The 16,720-nt window shown below is 66.8% G+C and carries 17 protein-coding genes; 11 read left to right on the top strand and 6 right to left on the bottom strand.

All coding sequences use genetic code 11. From position 1 onward, the window contains the following. Positions 1–152 precede the first annotated feature (152 nt). Together ATO11_RS07530 and ATO11_RS07525 are read left to right on the top strand one after the other, a co-directional pair. Complete coding sequence (locus ATO11_RS07530; protein ID WP_050530234.1) at positions 153–1,868, top strand: tetratricopeptide repeat protein; 1,716 nt, start codon at positions 153–155, stop codon at positions 1,866–1,868. Beyond that, on the top strand, positions 1,855–2,670 hold the full coding sequence (locus tag ATO11_RS07525) for a 4-(cytidine 5'-diphospho)-2-C-methyl-D-erythritol kinase (RefSeq protein WP_050530233.1): 816 nt from the start codon (positions 1,855–1,857) through the stop codon (positions 2,668–2,670). The genes ATO11_RS07530 and ATO11_RS07525 overlap by 14 nt, the downstream gene beginning before the upstream one ends. Before the next feature lies 1 nt (position 2,671). Here the strand turns inward: ATO11_RS07525 and ATO11_RS07520 are convergent, their stop codons facing one another. Next, the gene (locus tag ATO11_RS07520; protein WP_050530232.1) at positions 2,672–3,658 is read right to left on the bottom strand and encodes a polyprenyl synthetase family protein; all 987 of its coding nucleotides are present in this window, start codon (positions 3,656–3,658) and stop codon (positions 2,672–2,674) included. Positions 3,659–3,721: 63 nt separating this feature from the next. On the opposite strand from ATO11_RS07520, the gene ATO11_RS07515 reads away from it, so the two are divergent. The 3 genes from ATO11_RS07515 (at position 3,722) to ATO11_RS21180 (ending at position 4,955) form a co-directional block, all read left to right on the top strand. Further along, positions 3,722–3,937 carry a putative signal transducing protein gene (locus ATO11_RS07515; protein ID WP_050530231.1) on the top strand — a complete coding sequence of 72 codons (216 nt, stop codon included), beginning with the start codon at positions 3,722–3,724 and terminating at the stop codon, positions 3,935–3,937. Then, positions 3,934–4,695, top strand: coding sequence for a tRNA1(Val) (adenine(37)-N6)-methyltransferase (locus tag ATO11_RS07510; protein ID WP_050530230.1), 762 nt, complete (start codon positions 3,934–3,936; stop codon positions 4,693–4,695). The genes ATO11_RS07515 and ATO11_RS07510 overlap by 4 nt, the downstream gene beginning before the upstream one ends. Before the next feature lie 92 nt (positions 4,696–4,787). Beyond that, positions 4,788–4,955 carry a YdcH family protein gene (locus tag ATO11_RS21180; RefSeq protein ID WP_082176206.1) on the top strand — a complete coding sequence of 56 codons (168 nt, stop codon included), beginning with the start codon at positions 4,788–4,790 and terminating at the stop codon, positions 4,953–4,955. 12 nt (positions 4,956–4,967) lie between these two features. Here the strand turns inward: ATO11_RS21180 and gcvA are convergent, their stop codons facing one another. From gcvA to ATO11_RS07490, 4 genes are all read right to left on the bottom strand, one after another. Further along, complete coding sequence (gene gcvA / locus ATO11_RS07505; protein WP_050530229.1) at positions 4,968–5,906, bottom strand: transcriptional regulator GcvA; 939 nt, start codon at positions 5,904–5,906, stop codon at positions 4,968–4,970. 338 nt (positions 5,907–6,244) lie between these two features. Next, positions 6,245–6,967, bottom strand: coding sequence for an acetoacetyl-CoA reductase (gene phbB, locus ATO11_RS07500; protein WP_050530589.1), 723 nt, complete (start codon positions 6,965–6,967; stop codon positions 6,245–6,247). A 127-nt stretch (positions 6,968–7,094) separates the two neighbouring features. After that, entirely contained in the window at positions 7,095–8,270 is a 1,176-nt protein-coding gene (locus ATO11_RS07495; RefSeq protein WP_050530228.1) for an acetyl-CoA C-acetyltransferase, read from the bottom strand. Positions 8,271–8,430: 160 nt separating this feature from the next. Further along, positions 8,431–9,231, bottom strand: coding sequence for an EAL domain-containing protein (locus ATO11_RS07490; RefSeq protein WP_050530588.1), 801 nt, complete (start codon positions 9,229–9,231; stop codon positions 8,431–8,433). A gap of 367 nt (positions 9,232–9,598) precedes the next feature. Here ATO11_RS07490 and rpsD point away from each other — a divergent pair, with 367 nt between their 5' ends. From rpsD to ATO11_RS07460, 6 genes are all read left to right on the top strand, one after another. Beyond that, positions 9,599–10,219, top strand: coding sequence for a 30S ribosomal protein S4 (rpsD, locus tag ATO11_RS07485; protein ID WP_050530587.1), 621 nt, complete (start codon positions 9,599–9,601; stop codon positions 10,217–10,219). 431 nt (positions 10,220–10,650) lie between these two features. Beyond that, positions 10,651–11,733, top strand: coding sequence for a histidinol-phosphate transaminase (gene hisC, locus ATO11_RS07480; RefSeq protein ID WP_050530227.1), 1,083 nt, complete (start codon positions 10,651–10,653; stop codon positions 11,731–11,733). After that, a complete protein-coding gene (locus ATO11_RS07475) occupies positions 11,730–12,644 on the top strand; it encodes a prephenate/arogenate dehydrogenase family protein (protein WP_050530226.1) in 915 nt (304 codons plus the stop codon). The genes hisC and ATO11_RS07475 overlap by 4 nt, the downstream gene beginning before the upstream one ends. 4 nt (positions 12,645–12,648) lie before the next feature. Beyond that, a complete protein-coding gene (locus ATO11_RS07470; protein ID WP_050530225.1) occupies positions 12,649–13,596 on the top strand; it encodes an extensin-like domain-containing protein in 948 nt (315 codons plus the stop codon). Beyond that, positions 13,593–14,303, top strand: coding sequence for a 4'-phosphopantetheinyl transferase family protein (locus ATO11_RS07465; RefSeq protein WP_134643086.1), 711 nt, complete (start codon positions 13,593–13,595; stop codon positions 14,301–14,303). Before ATO11_RS07470 ends, ATO11_RS07465 begins: the two co-directional genes overlap by 4 nt. A gap of 291 nt (positions 14,304–14,594) precedes the next feature. Further along, positions 14,595–15,824 carry an acyl-CoA dehydrogenase gene (locus ATO11_RS07460; protein WP_207382946.1) on the top strand — a complete coding sequence of 410 codons (1,230 nt, stop codon included), beginning with the start codon at positions 14,595–14,597 and terminating at the stop codon, positions 15,822–15,824. 79 nt (positions 15,825–15,903) lie between these two features. Here the strand turns inward: ATO11_RS07460 and ATO11_RS07455 are convergent, their stop codons facing one another. After that, a complete protein-coding gene (locus tag ATO11_RS07455) occupies positions 15,904–16,683 on the bottom strand; it encodes an IclR family transcriptional regulator (RefSeq protein WP_050530223.1) in 780 nt (259 codons plus the stop codon). Positions 16,684–16,720: the final 37 nt, after the last annotated feature.

The following is a 16,720-nucleotide window of genomic DNA, read 5'->3' as shown; positions in this document are numbered from 1 at the left end:
GCGCGCGCCTTGCCGCGCGTCCCGGTCTCCCGACATCGTGATGGCAGGGGCGGCATGATCGTGCCGCCCTTCGCGTTCCGGCGGTTGTCTCTCCGACCGCGCTTGACTACGCTCCCGCAATCGAGGGACGGGCAGATCAAGGGAACAGGTTCATGGGTTACATGACACGTCTTCCGGCATGGGTGCTGGCGATTGGGCTTGGGCTGGGAACGGCCGTGAATGCCGACACGTTGTCGGGCGCGTATCTTGCCGCCAACCAGGCCGCGGCCGAGGCCGATTTCACCGCCGCCGCCCGCTATTACGCCGAGGCGCTCCGCAGCGACCCGACCAACCCGCAATTGCTGGAACAGGCCGCGCTGGCGCAGCTGTCGCTGGGCAATATCGGGCTGGCAAGCGAGTTTGCCACCCAGCTCGAAGACGCGGGCCACAACAGCCAGGTCGCCGACCTGTCGATCACCGGCGCCCTCGCACGGGCCGAAGAATTCGCCGCCCTCGCCGAACGCGCCGACGGAAACCAGGCGCTGGGCCCGCTGACCTCGGGCCTGCTTGTCGCCTGGGCACGGCTGGGCGAAGGCAATGTCGACGCCGCCAACGAGGCTTTCGACGCGCTTGCCGCGCAGGACGGCCTGAAGGGGTTCGCGCTCTATCACAAGGCGCTCGCCACCGCCTCGGTCGGCAATTTCGGCGGCGCGCAGGAGATTTTCGAGGCCACCGAAGGCAACCCGGCGATGATGACGCGCCGGGGCGTGCTGTCGCGGATCGAGGTGCTGAGCCAGCTTGACCGCAACGAGGATGCGCTGAACTTCCTCGACGCGGCCTTTGGCGCGAACCTCGATCCCGGCCTCGCCGCGCTGCGCGACAGCCTCGTCGCCGGGGACCGCGTGCCGTTCGACATCATCACGTCCGCGCGCGATGGCGTGGCAGAGGTCTATTTCTCCATCGCCACCGCGCTCCAGAACGAGGCCGAGGACGAATACACCCTGATCTACGCCACCATCGCCGACTACATCCGCCCCGACCATGTCGAGGCGACGCTGATGACGGCCAACCTGCTCGACAAGCTGGAACGCTACGACCTCGCCATCGAAGCCTATGACCGCGTCCCGCGCGACAGCTTTGCCTTCCACATCGCCGAACTGGGCCGGGCCGAGGCGCTGTATGCCGCCGGTCGCGTCGAGGCCTCGATCGAAACCCTGCGCCAGCTGGCCGAAACCCACGGGCAATTGTCGCAGGTCCATTCCACGCTGGGCGACATCCTGCGCCGCGAGAAACGGTTCGAGGACGCCATCGCCCCCTATGACCGCGCCATCGCGCTGGACGAAGCCGCCGGGGAACCCCGCTGGTTCGCCTTCTACACCCGCGGCATCGTGCAGGAACGGGTCGGAAACTGGGAAGCGGCAGAGGCCGATTTCCGCCGCGCGCTCGACCTCAACCCCGACCAGCCGCAGGTGCTGAACTACCTCGGCTATTCGCTGGTGGAAAAACAGATCAAGCTCGACGAGGCGCTGGGCATGATCGAAACCGCAGTCGAGAAACAGCCCAATTCCGGCTACATCGTCGACAGCCTCGGCTGGGTGCTCTACCGACTTGGCCGCTATGACGAAGCGGTGGGCCACATGGAACGCGCGGTCGAACTCGAAGCCGTCGATCCCATCGTCAACGACCACTTGGGCGACGTCTACTGGGCCGTGGGCCGCAAGCTCGAAGCCGAATTCCAGTGGCGCCGCGCGCTCAGCTTCATCACCGAGGACACGAACCTCGAAGAGGTGAAGCCCGACCGCATCCGCCGCAAGCTGGAGGTCGGGCTCGACGCGGTGCTGGAAGAAGAGGGCGCGCCGCCCCTGCAGGTCGCCCGTGACGACGGCTGAGGCCTTTGCCCCGGCCAAGATCAACCTGACCCTGCATGTCACCGGCCAGCGTGCCGACGGCTATCACCTGCTCGATTCGCTGGTCGTCTTCGCCGGGATCGGCGACACCCTGACCGCCACGCCCGCCGCTGACTGGAGCCTGTCCGTCACCGGCCCCATGGCCGCGGGCGTACCCACGGGGGACGACAACCTCGTCCTGCGCGCCGCGCGCATGGCCACCGACCGGCCCCACGCCTTCACGCTCGACAAACACCTGCCCGCCGCTGCCGGGATCGGGGGCGGGTCGGCGGATGCCGCCGCCGCGATCCGGCTTTGTGGCGGGGACGGGCAGGGCGCGGTGGCGCTTGGCGCGGATATCCCCGTCTGCCTCGCCGGTCCCGGCCCGGTGCGCATGCGTGGCGTTGGAGAGGTCATCGACCCGCTGCCGAACCTGCCGCCCTTGTGGGTCGTGCTGGTCAACCCGCGCGTCACCGTTTCGACGCCGGCAGTTTTCAAGTCCCTGACCGAAAAGACAAATCCGCCGATGCCGCCCGACATCCCGCGCTTCCCCACGGCGGGTCCGGTCATCGCGTGGCTGAAACGTCAGCGAAACGACCTCGCCGCCCCCGCCATGCAGCATGCGCCCGTCATCTCGGACGTTCTGGCGGCTTTGTCGCCCGCGCCGTTTGCTGCCATGTCGGGATCGGGGGCCACCTGTTTCGGGCTGTGCATGACCGAAAACGCCGCCGCCCGGCTTGCATCGGACATCACCCGCGCGCACCCCGCCTGGTGGGTCGCCTCCGCCCCGATCCTGTCGCGCTGATCTAGTTGAGCCGCGCCACAACGTAAGAGGCCAGATCGCCCAGCGTGTCGCGCAACTCGTGCGCCGGTGCGGCCTCCAGCGCCTTGCGCGCGCGTGCCGCCCAATCCAGCGCCTCGGCCCGCGTCTCTTCCAGCGCGCCGTGCCTCGTCAGCAGGCCGTGCGCCTCTTCGAGGTCGCCATCCTCGACCCGGCCCTTGCCGATGGTCCGCGCCCAGAAATCCCGTTCCGCGGCATCGGCCTTGGACACCGCCTTGATAATCGGCAGCGTCAGCTTTCCCTCCCGGAAATCGTCGCCCACGTTCTTGCCGATCGTGCCCGCGTCGCCCTGCCAGTCCAGCAGGTCGTCCGCCATCTGGAACGCGATCCCCAGCGCGTCGCCGTAATCGAACAGACCCTGCACGACCGCGTCCTCCGCGCCCGCGATCACGCCGCCCACCTCGGTCGCCGCCGAAAACAGCGCCGCCGTCTTGCCGCGCACCACCTTCAGGTAGGTGTCGGCACTGGTGTCGATGTTGCGCGCCACGGTCAGTTGCAGCACCTCGCCCTCGGCAATCGTGGCCGCCGCGTTCGACAGGATGTCGAGCACGCGGAGCGAGCCCGTCTCGACCATCAACTGGAACGCGCGCGCGAACAGGTAATCACCAACCAGCACCGACGACTGGTTGTCCCAGAGCAGGTTCGCCGTGGGCCGCCCGCGCCGCTGCGCGCTTTCATCCACCACGTCGTCATGCAAAAGCGTCGCGGTGTGGATGAACTCCACCGTCGCGGCGAGGTTCACGTGATGCGCGCCCTCATACCCGCAGAGCCGCGCGGCGGCGAGCGTCAGCATGGGCCGGATGCGCTTGCCGCCCGCTTCGACAAGATGCGCGGTGACCTCGGGAATGCGCGGCGCGTGCTCGCTCGCCATCCGGGCGCGGATGACGCCGTTCACGGCCGCCAGGTCGTCGGCCAGCACCGTGGCCAGCGTTTCGTGAGGTTTCGCGCTCATGCTTTCGCCATCTCCCGCCGATCCGGGGTCGACGCCCCCGGGCCCTGATCGTACAACACACCCATGGTAGAACTCCTGCGCACCAACGACATCACCGTGATCGCCCTCGCGCGTGCGCTGCTGGCGGACGCCGATATAGAATGCTTTGAATTGGACGTAAACATGAGCGTCCTCGAAGGGTCCATCGGCATTTTGCCGCGTCGGCTCATGGTGATCGAAGATGACCTGCCCCGCGCGCGCCGCCTGATGCAGGATGGCGGCGTGAAGATCGACGGATGAGCGTCACCTGCGACGCGTTCCTCGGGGGGCGTGTGCACCTCTTCCAGCCGCTGAAAGGGTATCGCGCCGGGGTCGACCCGGTGCTGCTTGCCGCCAGTGTCGAGGCGCAGGCAGGCGACACCGTGCTGGACCTTGGATGCGGGGCCGGGGCGATCAGCCTGTGCCTTTCTGCGCGCGTTCCGGGCCTGTCGATCACCGGGGTGGAGCGGCAGGCGGAATACGCCGCGCTGGCGCGCCGCAACGCGGCAGAGGCAGGTGCGGCCCTGACCGTGGTCGAAAGCGACCTGACCGCGCTGCCCGATGCGGTCAGGGGCACAAGTTTTAACCATGTGGTAACGAATCCGCCGTACTTCTTGGAAAAGTCGGGCACGGCGGCAGCAGATCGCGGGAGGGCGGTCGCACTGGCGGAGGAGACGCCGCTCGACACCTGGCTGGATGTCGCGACGCGCCGGCTGGCACCCGGCGGCTGGCTCTGGCTGGTACACCGCGCGGATCGCCTGCGTGACGTGCTGGCGTCGCTTGATGACCGCATGGGCTCGATCCGGGTGCGGCCGGTTCTGCCCCGTGCGCATCGCGACGCCACGCTGATCCTTGTCCGCGCACGGAAAGGCGGACGTTCGCCGCTGCGGCTCTTGCCGCCGATCGTGATGCACCAGGGTGCTTCTCATGCGGCGGACGATACTTATATGCCAAGGGTGGAAGCCGTTTTGCGCGACGCGGCGCCGCTTGGCTGGGATGATCAAATACCGGGCGTCTAGACCGGTCTTTATCCACATGCTGCGGCTGCGGCGTGACATAACGCCACATTTATGCTCAAATTCCGAATACAGCATGCAGAAGGAGGACCCCAATGAGCTTGAGTTCGCATCTTGAAGAACTGAAGAAGAAACATTCCGCCCTGTCCACTGCCGTTGAAGACGCGCTTCGTGCACCGGGGGCGAGCGATTTCGAGATTGCAGAACTGAAGAAGCAGAAGCTTCGCCTCAAGGAGCAGATCACCCGGCTCAGTACGGGCTGATACCTTCGATCCTTATCCCCGATTGAGGGGGATGAGGTCATGCGCGTGCTTGAGATCCTGCAGCGCGCTGTTTTCCGCCGTCGTCCATGCGTGAAACGCCGCGATGGCCGGCCTGTCCTGCTGCCCCTCGGGGCACAGGAACCTGAAATGCGCATCCGTCGTGATCGCTGGTTTGAACGGGGCGACCAGTCGCCCCGCTTTCAGATCATGCGCGGCAAGCGTTCCCCTCGCCAGAACCACGCCCCCTCCCGACACGGCGGCATCGATTGCGTGGTCGGCCTGCGAGAAATGCACCCCGCCCGGCACATCCCCGTCGACGCCCGCGGCGCGGAACCATGCCGCCCAGTCGCTGCGCGGGCGCAGGAAGTCGATGCTGCCATCGATGATCAGCGGCGCATCCAGCAGCGATGCGGGGGTCGGGAACCGCTTGGCGAGGTCCGGCGTCATGCAGGGCGTCAGCCATTCCTCGCCCAGCGACCGCGAATACAGCCGCTCATCCGTACCGCGCCCGAACCGGATCGCCACGTCGACCCCGTCGCGGGCAAGGTCCATCAGCCGCAGGCTCGCGACGAACCGCAACTCGATCTCGGGATGGGCCTGCGCAAAGGCGTACATGCGCGGCGCCAGCCATTTTGCGACGAAGGCGGGACCCGAGGTGACGTTCAGGACCGAGGTGTCCTGCACCCGCTGCGCCGCCCGCCAGGCCTGCGCAAGATCGGCAAAGGCGGGGGCCGTGCCCCGCGCCAGCACCTGACCCGCATCCGTCAGTTCCACCGCCCGGTTGAGACGACGGAAGAGCGGTGCGCCGAAATGCTCCTCCAGCGACTTGATCTGGAAGGACAGCGCGGCGGGCGTGACGTTCAACTCGTCCGCGGCCTTGGCAAAGGACATGTGCCGCGCGGCGGCGTCAAACGCGCGCAGGGCGGTCAACGGGGGCAGGCGTTCGCTCATTTCAGTTAAGTAATACTTTTCCGAACCGTTGGAAAGTCTCGTTTGTTGGCGATGCAGGTGCCCACTATGTTGAGGTCAGTCAAGAAACACCAACGTCTCAGGAGACCTCCCATGATCGAGACCCAGACAAACGCCCGTATCCGCGATGCCTACCGTGCCGCCCATGCCGAACGCGGACGCATGTTCGCCACCCTGTTCGGCCTTGCCCGGCACGCCGCGCGCTGAGTTTCCGCTGGCCCCGCGCGCAGGGGCCTTACGGAATAGCGAAGGCCGGTCCCTTGCGGGGCCGGCCTTTTCATTTCGGTCCGCTCATCCGCCCTGGTGGGCGGCCTCGCGACTCAGACGAAGAACTGCGCGCCGTTGGCCGAGATGGTCGAGCCGTTGATGAAGCCCGCATCGTCCGAGGCAAGGAAGGCCACGCAGCGCGCGATCTCTTCCGGTTCGCCAAGGCGGCCGGCCGGGATCTGGCCGATGATCGCTTCGCGCACCTTTTCCGGCACGGCCATGACCATTTCGGTCGCGATGTAGCCGGGGCAGATGGCGTTGGCGGTGATGCCCGCGCGCGCACCTTCCTGCGCCAGCGACTTCACGATGCCGAGGTCACCCGCCTTGGTCGCGGCATAGTTCACCTGCGCGAACTGGCCCTTCTGGCCGTTGATCGACGAGATCACGATGACGCGGCCAAACTTGCGTTCGCGCATGCCGGGCCAGATCGGGTGCACGGTGTTGAAGACGCCGGTCAGGTTGGTGTCGATCACTTCGTGCCACGCTTCGGGCGTCATCTTGTGGAACGGCGCGTCGCGGGTGATGCCCGCATTGGCGACGACCACGTCGATCGGGCCCAGGTCGGCCTCGACCTGCGCGATGCCGGCTTTCGACGCCTCGTAATCGGCCACGTTCCACTTGTAGGTCTTGATGCCGGTCGCCTCGGTGAAGGCGGCGGCCTTCTCGTCGTTGCCGGCATAGGTCGCTGCGACCTCGTACCCCTTGGATTTCAGTTCTTTCGAGATCGCCTCGCCGATGCCGCGCGATCCGCCGGTCACCAATGCCACACGAGCCATGATGGTCTCCTTCAAGCCAGTTCGAAATTTAATTGCCTGTTGCGATTTTGATTCGCAACAAAATTACGGGGAAGATTCGGGTTTGGGCGGGTTCCGGACCCGCCCAACGTCACGTCACGGGGTCAGTTCACGGGCGTTCGAGGCACATGGCCACGCCCATGCCGCCGCCGATGCACAGCGTGGCGAGGCCCTTCTTGGCGCCGCGGCGCTTCATCTCGAACAGCAGGGTGTTGAGGATGCGTGCGCCCGAGGCCCCGATCGGGTGACCGATGGCGATGGCACCGCCGTTCACGTTCACGATCGCCGGATCCCAGCCCATGTCCTTGTTCACGGCGCAGGCCTGCGCGGCGAAGGCCTCGTTCGCCTCGACCAGGTCAAGGTCGCCGACCGACCAGCCCGCCTTTTCCAGTGCCTTGCGCGAGGCGTGGATCGGGCCGACGCCCATGATCGACGGGTCGAGCCCGGCGGTGGCGTAGGACGCGATACGCGCCAGCGGCTCGATGCCGCGCTTCTCGGCCTCTTCGGCGCTCATCACCAGCGCGGCGGCGGCACCGTCATTGATGCCCGACGCGTTGGCCGCGGTGACCGATCCGTCCTTGGTGAAGGCGGGGCGCAGTTTCTGCATCGCCTCGATCGTGGCGCCGTGACGGATGTATTCGTCCTTGTCGACCACGATGTCGCCCTTGCGGGTGCTGACGGTGAAGGGAACGATCTCGTCCTCGAACTTGCCGGCGTTCTGGGCGGCCTCGGCCTTGTTCTGCGAGGCGACGGCGAATTCGTCCTGCATGTCGCGGGTGATCTGCCACTGGTCGGCCACGTTCTCGGCCGTCTGGCCCATGTGGTAGCCGTTGAACGCGTCCCACAACCCGTCACGGATCATCGTGTCGATGTATTTCAGGTCGCCCATCTTGGTGCCCGTGCGCAGGTGCGCGGCATGGGTCGACAGCGACATGCTTTCCTGTCCGCCCGCGGCGACGATGCGTGCGTCACCCAGCTGGACGTGCTGCGCGGCCAGCGCCACGGCGCGCAGGCCCGACCCGCAGACCTGGTTGATGCCCCATGCGGCGGATTCCTTGGGCAGGCCCGCGTTGATATGCGCCTGGCGTGCGGGGTTCTGGCCCTGCGCCGCGGTAAGCACCTGTCCGAGGATCGTTTCATCCACGTCCGACTTGTCGATCCCTGCGCGGTCGACCACCGCTTCCAGAACGGCCGCGCCGAGGTCGTGGGCGGGCGTGGTTGACAGAGAGCCGTTGAAGCTGCCGACGGCGGTGCGGGCAGCGGATGCGATGACGACATTGGTCATGGAAAGTCTCCTCCGGTGGTGCGTGGCGGGCAGGCGCCACCAGGAAGACCGAGGGGCGCGCCCGGTTCTGGGCTCTCCCCTTACCGGAATTGCTGCAGTGCAACAAGCCGGGGTGTCGCAGCGTCGCGGCATGTCCGCGATGCGCGTGGTGCATGGCGGATCAGGCCGATTGCTGGTCCTCTTCCGGCATCCACGGCGGCTGGATCGTGGCCGCGCCGAAGAAGAAGCCCTGCAGGCAATCGATCCCGATTTCTTCCAGCACCTTCACGTCCTCGGCGTTCTCCACCTTCTCTGCCACGGTGAACATGTCGAAATGCTGGCCCACGCCATGCAGCGCGCGCGTCAGCACCTCGTTGTCGGGGTTTTTGGCGATGCCGTTCACGAACTCCCCGTCGATCTTGAGGATGTCGAACTGGAAATCGCGGAAATAGCGGAAGGAGGTGTAGCCGGAGCCGAAATCGTCGAGCGCGAAGGCGACGTCACGGCCCTGGAATTCGCGCATGAATTCCACCACCAGCTCGGGAACCGTCATGGCGGAGCTTTCGGTGATCTCGAGGATCAGGCGCGCACCGAGCGACGGGTCGCGGGTCAACGCCCTGTCGAGGATGTTGACCCAGTTGCGGTACCCGATCGAGCGGGCCGACATGTTCACCGACAGGCGCAGGCCGGGATTTTCCCCGAGGATGAGCAACGCGTTTTCGAGCGCGAGGCAGTCGAGGATGCGCCCGGTCTCGTGGGCTTCGATCGCGGGAATGAAATCGGCGGCGGCGATGATTCGCCCCATCGCGTCCTCGACCCGGATCAGCGCCTCGTAGAAGGCGACGCGCGTCTGCCGCTTGGTCTGCACGACCGGCTGGAAGGCAAGGTGCACCTGCCGGTGCTTGATCGCGTCCTTCACGAGGGTCAGCGTTTCGGAATCGCGCTTGGCAACGGCATAGGCGAGGGGGTTCACTTCGGTCATGTCAATGAATTTGGCCTGGACCATCCGACTCTCCATCTTCTGTGTGACCGGTCTCCCATGCGGGACTTGAGAATCCGTAAACCCGGCTTGTCTTTCGCCGCTTTTGCGCCGGTTCCCTTGGTCAGGCCGGACCTGACCGAATTGAGCGCTTCCGCGCGCCTATTTTCACGCCAGTTGATGCGTGACGCGGCAGGGCGGGCGGGTGCTTGACTTGGCAGGCGGGGCCGTCTATCAGCCCGGCTTCATTGGTGTTGGTGGCCCCCGCAAGGGGATGCCTGTCGGGCCCTCGGGCCAGAGGACAACGCCCTTCATCCGCCGGACCCGCCCGCGAGGGTTGCAATGGCACGCAAACGAAGGAGACCAGACGGTGACCAAACGCACCTCTGCCAAGTACAAGATCGACCGCCGGATGGGCGAAAACATCTGGGGTCGTCCGAAATCCCCGGTCAACCGCCGCGAATACGGACCCGGTCAGCACGGCCAGCGCCGCAAGGGCAAGATGTCGGACTTCGGTCTGCAGCTGCGCGCCAAGCAGAAGCTGAAAGGCTATTACGGCGACCTGACCGAAAAGCAGTTCAAGCGCATCTATGCCGAGGCCGCGCGGGTCAAGGGTGACACCGGCGAGAACCTGATCGGTCTCTTGGAGCGTCGCCTCGACGCCGTCGTCTACCGCGCCAAGTTCGTGCCGACCATCTTCGCGGCCCGCCAGTTCGTGAACCACAAGCACGTGCGCGTGAACGGCCAGATCGTGAACATCCCCTCCTACCGCGTGAAGGAAGGCGACGTGATCGAGGTCCGCGACCGGTCCAAGCAGATGGCGGCGATCCTTGAAGCGACGCAGCTGCCCGAGCGTGACGTGCCGGATTACATCGACGCCGACCATTCCAAGCTGACCGCCACTTTCGTGCGGACGCCCGGTTTGGGTGACGTGCCCTACCCGGTGATGATGGAACCGAACCTCGTCATCGAATATTACGCACAGAACTGATCGGGCCGAGAGCCTGACGGATGCGCCGCGCGGGATCGCTCTCGCGCGGCTTTTTCGTGCGTGGCGCGTGGTTGCAGGTGCAGGACCGGGGGTTTGCCACCCCCGGACCCCCGGCCCATATTTGCGAAGAGAAGAAGTGGGAGATTGCGCCCCGCGCGCATGTTGGCTCTTACACCTGACCGGCGTCCGGTCGCGCGCGGGGCGTCTTCTCCTCTTGCGGTCATCGGCGTGTCCGCCTGTACCGCCTCACCAGACTGGCGCGTTAAGGTTAATGCCGGGTTAGTGCGGGCCGTGTGGTCTTCTTCTCTTTCCAAATATGTCCGCCGGAGGCGTCGCGACCTTTCCGCCCGTGCCCGGCGTCAGGGCTTTTGGGTGCTGGTCTTGGGGCATGCGGCGCGCTAAGACCCGCGCGGACGGAGAAAGGCGGGGACATGGCCGGGATCACAGCACAGCCGGGGATCATGCAGATCGCGCCCTACGTTGGCGGGGCGGGCGGCGACAGGGGCGCCAACGTGGTCAAGCTGAGTTCGAACGAGAACCCGCTCGGTCCGCCCGCAAGCGCGGTGGAGGCGTTGCAGGCCGCGGCGGGCGAGATGCACCGCTATCCCTCGACCGATCACGCCAGCCTGCGCGCGGCGATCGGCGAGGTGCACGGGCTCGATCCCGAGCGGCTGATCTGCGGTGTCGGGTCGGACGAGATCATCACGTTCCTGTGCCAGGCCTTTGCCGGGCCGGGGGATGAGGTGCTGTATCCCGAGCACGGTTTCCTGATGTACAAGATCAGCGCGCTTGCGGCGGGTGCGACGCCCGTTGTTGCGCCTGAACGGGACCGCGTGGTGGATGTGGATGCGCTGCTTGAGGCGTGTGCCGAGCGCACCCGGCTTGTCTTTCTTGCCAATCCCGCCAACCCGACTGGCACGATGATCGGGGAAGGAGAACTGGCGCGGCTGGCGGAGGGGTTGCCGGATCAGGCGCTGCTCGTCATCGACGGGGCCTATGCCGAGTATGTCGAAGGCTATGACGGCGGTGCCGCGCTGGTCACCGCACGCGACAACGTCTTCATGACGCGCACATTTTCCAAGCTCTACGGCCTTGGCGGCCTGCGGGTCGGCTGGGGGTACGGCAAGGCGGAGGTGATCGACATCCTCAACCGCGTGCGCGGGCCGTTCAACCTGTCGGCCCCGGCTCTGGCGGCGGCGGAGGCGGCGATCCGCGACCGCGCCTATGCCGAGCGTTGCCGGGTGGAGAACGCACGGATGCGCACGTGGCTGGCGCGGGCACTGGCCGAGCACGGCGTGCCCTCCGACACGTCCTGCGCCAACTTCATCCTCGCGCGGTTTGCCAGTGCAGACCAGGCGCAGGCCGCCGATGCCTTTCTGCAGGAGCGCGGGCTGATCGTGCGGCAGGTGGGCGGCTACGGCCTGCCCGCGGCCTTGCGCATCACCGTGGGCGACGAGGAGGCCTGCATTCGCGTGGCCGACGCCATCGGCGCTTTCATGGGGGGCGCGGCATGAGCGTGGTTTACGGTCGCGTCGCGCTGATCGGGCTGGGCCTGATCGCGTCCTCGATGTTCTGGGGCATCCGCCGGGGCACGCTCGCAGGCGAGGTCACGGGCTATGCCCGGTCGGCCGAGACGCGGGAGACCGCGCGCCAGATCGGGCTCTGCGACGAGGTCTGCGATACGCTGGCCGACGCGGTGCGCGATGCCGACCTCGTCGTGCTCTGCGTGCCGGTCGGCGTGATGGGTGCCGTGGCCGAGCAGATCGCGCCGCATCTGAAACCCGGCGCGGTGGTCAGCGACGTGGGATCGGTCAAGCGCCAGGTGATCGAGGCGGTCGGCCCCCATATCCCCGAGGGCGTGCACTTCATCCCGACCCACCCCATCGCGGGAACCGAGCATTCCGGCCCGACCAGCGGCTTTGCCGAACTGTTCGACAACCGCTGGTGCCTGATCGTGCCGCCGCCGGGTGCCGACGAGGCCGAAGTGGCGCGGATGGAGCAGTTCTGGCGCGCGCTGGGATCGATGACCGACCGGATGGAACCGGACCACCACGACCTTGTCCTTGCCGTGACCAGCCACGCGCCGCACCTCATCGCCTACACGATGGTGGGGGTCGCGGACGACCTGCGCCGGGTGACCGACAGCGAGGTCATCAAGTATTCGGCGGCGGGCTTCCGCGACTTCACCCGCATCGCCGCCAGCGATCCGACCATGTGGCGCGACGTGTTCCTGTCGAACAAGGAGGCCACGCTCGAAGTGCTGGGCCGCTTCACCGAGGAACTGTTCGCGTTGCAACGGGCCATCCGGCAGGGCGATGGTGAGCACCTTCACGCCTATTTCACCCGCACCCGCGCGATCCGCCGTGGCATCATCGAGGCGGGGCAGGATACAAACGAACCGAATTTCGGTCGCGGAAAGGCTTGATCCCATGCGCAAGGTGCTTCTGATCGCGGTACTGGCAGTGCAGGCGGGTGGCGCGGCGGCCGCGCCCGACCAGTCGGTGCGCCCGCACCTGCGGCCCGCATCTCTTGTCGAGGCGCCGATGCGGCCCGTGGCGCGCCCCGCGCCGGAGGTGCAGGTCGCGGGCCTGGTGACGCCCGCCAACGCCCGCGTCCTTGTCGCGGGTACGCCGCCCGTGCGGCCGGTGTCGCGCCCGGCCTGGGCCTCGACGCCCGCGATCCAGCCGATCGGCGTCGCGCCCACCTCGGACGACCTTGCCGCCAACCTGCCCGATCCCGAACCGGCGGTCCTCGTGATGGGAGAGACGGTGTCCGTCCGTCCTTCGGCCCGGCCCAGGGCGTTGGTCGAGAAGGTCATGGCAAAGCGGCGCAAGGCGAAGAAGGCCCTGCAACGCGGCGCGATCTGTGGCGATACGGCGTTGCAGGGAGAGGTCATCGGTACGGTACCCGGACGGCTGAATGGCTGCGGCGTGCCGAACGCGGTGAAGCTGAAATCGGTGAACGGGATCAAGCTGTCGACGCCCGCGATCATGGATTGCAAGACCGCCAAGGCCGTCAAGCGCTGGGTCGATGGCGGCGCGAAGAAGGCCATCGGCAATTACGGCGGCGGGCTGAGCCGCATCAAGGTCGCCGCGCATTACGCCTGCCGGACGCGCAACAACCAACCCGGAGCCAAGATCAGCGAACACGGAAAGGGCCGGGCCATCGACATCTCGGCGCTCTACACCGCCGACGGGACCGAGTTGAGCGTGCTGAAAGACTGGGGCAAGGGGCGCGAGGGCCGGATGCTCAAGAAGATGCACAAGGCCGCCTGCGGACCCTTCGGGACCGTGCTGGGCCCGAACGCCGACCGCTTCCACCGCGATCACTTCCATTTCGATACCGCGCGCTATCGCAGCGGCTCCTATTGCCGGTGACGCCGGAGGCGCTTGCGGCAGAGGTGATGCGCCGGGCCGTGGCGCAGGGCGTGTCGCTGTCCGGGCTCGTGGTCGAGGAGCGCGCGGGCGCGGCCTACCTGCGCGCCCGGTATGATCGGGACGTCGTGCCGGGGGCTGACGGAATGCCCGAGGGCTTTCCCGGTTGGGCGCAGGGACGCCAGGCAGAGTTCGCGGCGGGCCGCGTGCTGGCTGGTAGCACGCTGATATCGTTAGGGTTTCCACCAGAATTGGCAAGGGGCGCGGACCGCGCGCCCGTCTGGCCGGAAGGCGCGCGTGGCGCGATCACCCATACCCGCGACGAGGTCGCGGTGCTGGTCGCGGCGGGGGCCCGGCGGATCGGGCTCGACCGTCAGCCGGTGGCCGCGGGTCGCTCGCTCGACGCGTTGCGCGCCGAGGTGCTGAGCGCCGGTGATCGCTCGGCGCTGGAGGCGGTGCCGGGCGGCGAGGGCGTGGCCGAAACCGCCGGGTTCTCTGCCAAGGAGACGCTGTTCAAGGCGCTTTACCCCGAAGTGGGCCGCATGTTCGGCTTTGCCGCCGCGCGGGTGGTGTCGGCGGGGCCGGATCGGGTCACGCTGGTGTTGACGGAGAGTTTGGCGGACGGGTTGGCCGAAGGTGCGGCGTTCGATGTGTCGCTGTCGGTCGAGGCGGGCGTGGTCGAGACTTGGATGGTTGCCGAAGCGGTTTGATGTCGGCGCTCCGTCGCTGGCGCTTAGTCCCCGGCGCGGAATCAAGGCCGCAGGCCGCCGCGCTTTGACGGGCCGCCCCCACGGCCCGTCGAATTGGCTAGTCTTCGCACTTCGCTTGGGCGGAGTGCGGATTTGGCAGACATAAAGCACAGTAGCGGAACAGTCGGATCGACGCGCCGCGGCCCGTCTTCGACCGTTATCGGCGCCATCACCTGCAACCCTTCGCCGCGGCGCTTGGCCTTTCGCTGGGTCAAGCCATGCGCTAAACCCGTCCTAACCGGAGGTGCCCCCATGAAAGACGATATGTCCCACGCCATGACGCCCGAGCAGGCGCGCGCCAAGCCCGCCGCGTTCGACTGGGCCGATCCCTTCCTGCTGGACACCCAGCTGACCGAGGAAGAGCGCATGATCCGCGACGCGGCGGCGGCCTATTGCGCCGACAAGCTTGCCCCGCGCGTCCTGATGGCCAACCGGCACGAAACCTTCGACCGCGACATCATGACCGAGATGGGCGCGCTGGGCCTTCTGGGATCGACCATCCCCGAAGCCTATGGCGGGGTCGGCGCGAATTACGTCAGCTACGGCCTTGCCGCGCGCGAGGTGGAGCGGGTCGATTCCGGCTACCGGTCGGCCATGTCGGTGCAATCCTCGCTCGTGATGCACCCGATCTTCGCCTATGGCTCCGAAGAGCAGCGCCAGCGCTTCCTGCCGCGCCTTGCCACCGGCGAACTGGTCGGCTGTTTTGGCCTGACCGAGCCCGACCACGGATCGGACCCCGGCAGCATGGTCACCCGCGCAAAGAAGGTCGATGGCGGCTACAGCGTGTCGGGTGCAAAGAACTGGATCACCAACTCGCCCATCGCCGACATCGCCGTGGTCTGGGCCAAGTCGGACGCGCATGACGGCAAGATCCGGGGGTTCATCCTCGAACGCGGGATGAACGGGTTCGAGACGCCGAAGATCGAGGGCAAGTTCTCGCTGCGCGCCTCCATCACCGGCATGATCTCGATGGACGAGGTGTTCGTGCCCGAGGAAAACCTGCTGCCCAACGTGTCGGGCCTTGCCGGGCCCTTCGGCTGCCTGAACCGTGCGCGGTACGGCATCGCGTGGGGCGCGATGGGCGCGGCCGAGTTCTGCTGGCACGCGGCGCGGCAATACACGCTCGACCGGACGCAGTTCGGCCGCCCGCTGGCGCAGACGCAACTGATCCAGAAGAAGCTGGCCGACATGCAGACCGAGATCACGCTGGGCCTGCAGGGCGCGCTGCGGCTGGGCCGGATGATGGACGACCACACCGCCCCCGCCGAAGGCATCAGCCTGATGAAGCGCAACAATTGCGGCAAGGCGCTGGCCATCGCGCGCGAGTCGCGGGACATGCATGGCGGCAACGGGGTGAGCGACGAATACGGCGTCATCCGGCACGTCATGAACCTGGAAGCGGTCAACACCTACGAGGGCACGCATGACGTGCACGCGCTGATCCTTGGCCGCGCGCAGACCGGGTTGCAGGCGTTCTTCTGAACGCCTGTGCCACGGCAGAGGTAACCCATGGGTTACTACAATTGTCTGTAATTCCTTAACTTTTTGGTAAGGCTTGCCGTCAGGACGGGGCAGTTTCCTCGTCGAACATGGTCGCCCGCAGGCGCGTCGCGGCGGTTTTCAGGACCTGCGCACCGGCCGCCACGTGGCTTTCGTTCAGCCGCGATTTCGGCCCGTGCGTCGCCAGCGCCGCGCAAAAACGGCCATCGTCATCGGTGACCGGCACCGCGATGGCGAACATGTTGTCCATGAACTCCTCGTTGTCGATGGCATAGCCCTGCCGCGCGATCTGGGCCAACTCGTCAAGGAGCGTGTCGGGGGTGGTGTGCGTGTTGGCCGTCTTGCCGTCGAGCGAGAGGCTTTGCACGAAGGTGCGCCGCTTGGCGGGGCTGAGGCTGGCCATGAAGGTCTTGCCGCTGGCGGTGCAGTGGAAGGGCACGTTGGTGCCGCGCGGCAGCTGGATGCGGAACGGCCAGTTGGTTTCCACCCGGTCGAGGTAATTCATGCCCGACGCCTCGGGCACGACGAAGTTGACGGCCTCTTTCACTTCGGCGGCGACATCTTCGAGGATCTGGTGCCGCGCGATGGAGGCGCGCGACGCATACAGCAGCCCCGAGGCCATCATCCGCGCCCGGCGGGCGGGGCGGAACTTGTTGCGGTCGGCATCGCGGATCAAAAAGCCTTCGCGTTCCAGCGTCGCCACCAGCCGGTGCACCGTCTGCTTGGGCAGGCCCAGTTCCGCGTTGATTTCGGTCGGGGACATCGCGCTGTCGGATCGCCCCACGATTTCGAGGATGAGGAGCGTGCGCAGGTTGGTCGGTATGCGTTTGTCTACATTCATCCGAAATAAGGGCTTGCCGGAATCGTTCTCATACCCA

This window comes from Pseudaestuariivita atlantica, assembly GCF_001205715.1.
Classification (GTDB): Bacteria; Pseudomonadota; Alphaproteobacteria; order Rhodobacterales; family Rhodobacteraceae; genus Pseudaestuariivita; species Pseudaestuariivita atlantica.
The sequence above is the reverse complement of the archived record's forward strand: the minus strand, read 5'-3'. Positions and strand labels throughout refer to the sequence as shown.

Coding starts and splice junctions, on each gene's coding strand:
- ATO11_RS07470 (WP_050530225.1), top strand. CDS start 12,649: ATGCGCAAGGTGCTTCTGATCGCGGTACTGGCAGTGCAGGCGGGTGGC.
- hisC (WP_050530227.1), top strand. CDS start 10,651: ATGGCCGGGATCACAGCACAGCCGGGGATCATGCAGATCGCGCCCTAC.
- ATO11_RS07490 (WP_050530588.1), bottom strand. CDS start 9,231: ATGACCGAAGTGAACCCCCTCGCCTATGCCGTTGCCAAGCGCGATTCC.
- ATO11_RS07510 (WP_050530230.1), top strand. CDS start 3,934: ATGAGCGTCACCTGCGACGCGTTCCTCGGGGGGCGTGTGCACCTCTTC.
- ATO11_RS07475 (WP_050530226.1), top strand. CDS start 11,730: ATGAGCGTGGTTTACGGTCGCGTCGCGCTGATCGGGCTGGGCCTGATC.
- ATO11_RS21180 (WP_082176206.1), top strand. CDS start 4,788: ATGAGCTTGAGTTCGCATCTTGAAGAACTGAAGAAGAAACATTCCGCC.
- ATO11_RS07455 (WP_050530223.1), bottom strand. CDS start 16,683: ATGAATGTAGACAAACGCATACCGACCAACCTGCGCACGCTCCTCATC.
- ATO11_RS07530 (WP_050530234.1), top strand. CDS start 153: ATGGGTTACATGACACGTCTTCCGGCATGGGTGCTGGCGATTGGGCTT.
- phbB (WP_050530589.1), bottom strand. CDS start 6,967: ATGGCTCGTGTGGCATTGGTGACCGGCGGATCGCGCGGCATCGGCGAG.
- ATO11_RS07460 (WP_207382946.1), top strand. CDS start 14,595: ATGAAAGACGATATGTCCCACGCCATGACGCCCGAGCAGGCGCGCGCC.
- ATO11_RS07495 (WP_050530228.1), bottom strand. CDS start 8,270: ATGACCAATGTCGTCATCGCATCCGCTGCCCGCACCGCCGTCGGCAGC.
- ATO11_RS07520 (WP_050530232.1), bottom strand. CDS start 3,658: ATGAGCGCGAAACCTCACGAAACGCTGGCCACGGTGCTGGCCGACGAC.
- ATO11_RS07515 (WP_050530231.1), top strand. CDS start 3,722: ATGGTAGAACTCCTGCGCACCAACGACATCACCGTGATCGCCCTCGCG.
- gcvA (WP_050530229.1), bottom strand. CDS start 5,906: ATGAGCGAACGCCTGCCCCCGTTGACCGCCCTGCGCGCGTTTGACGCC.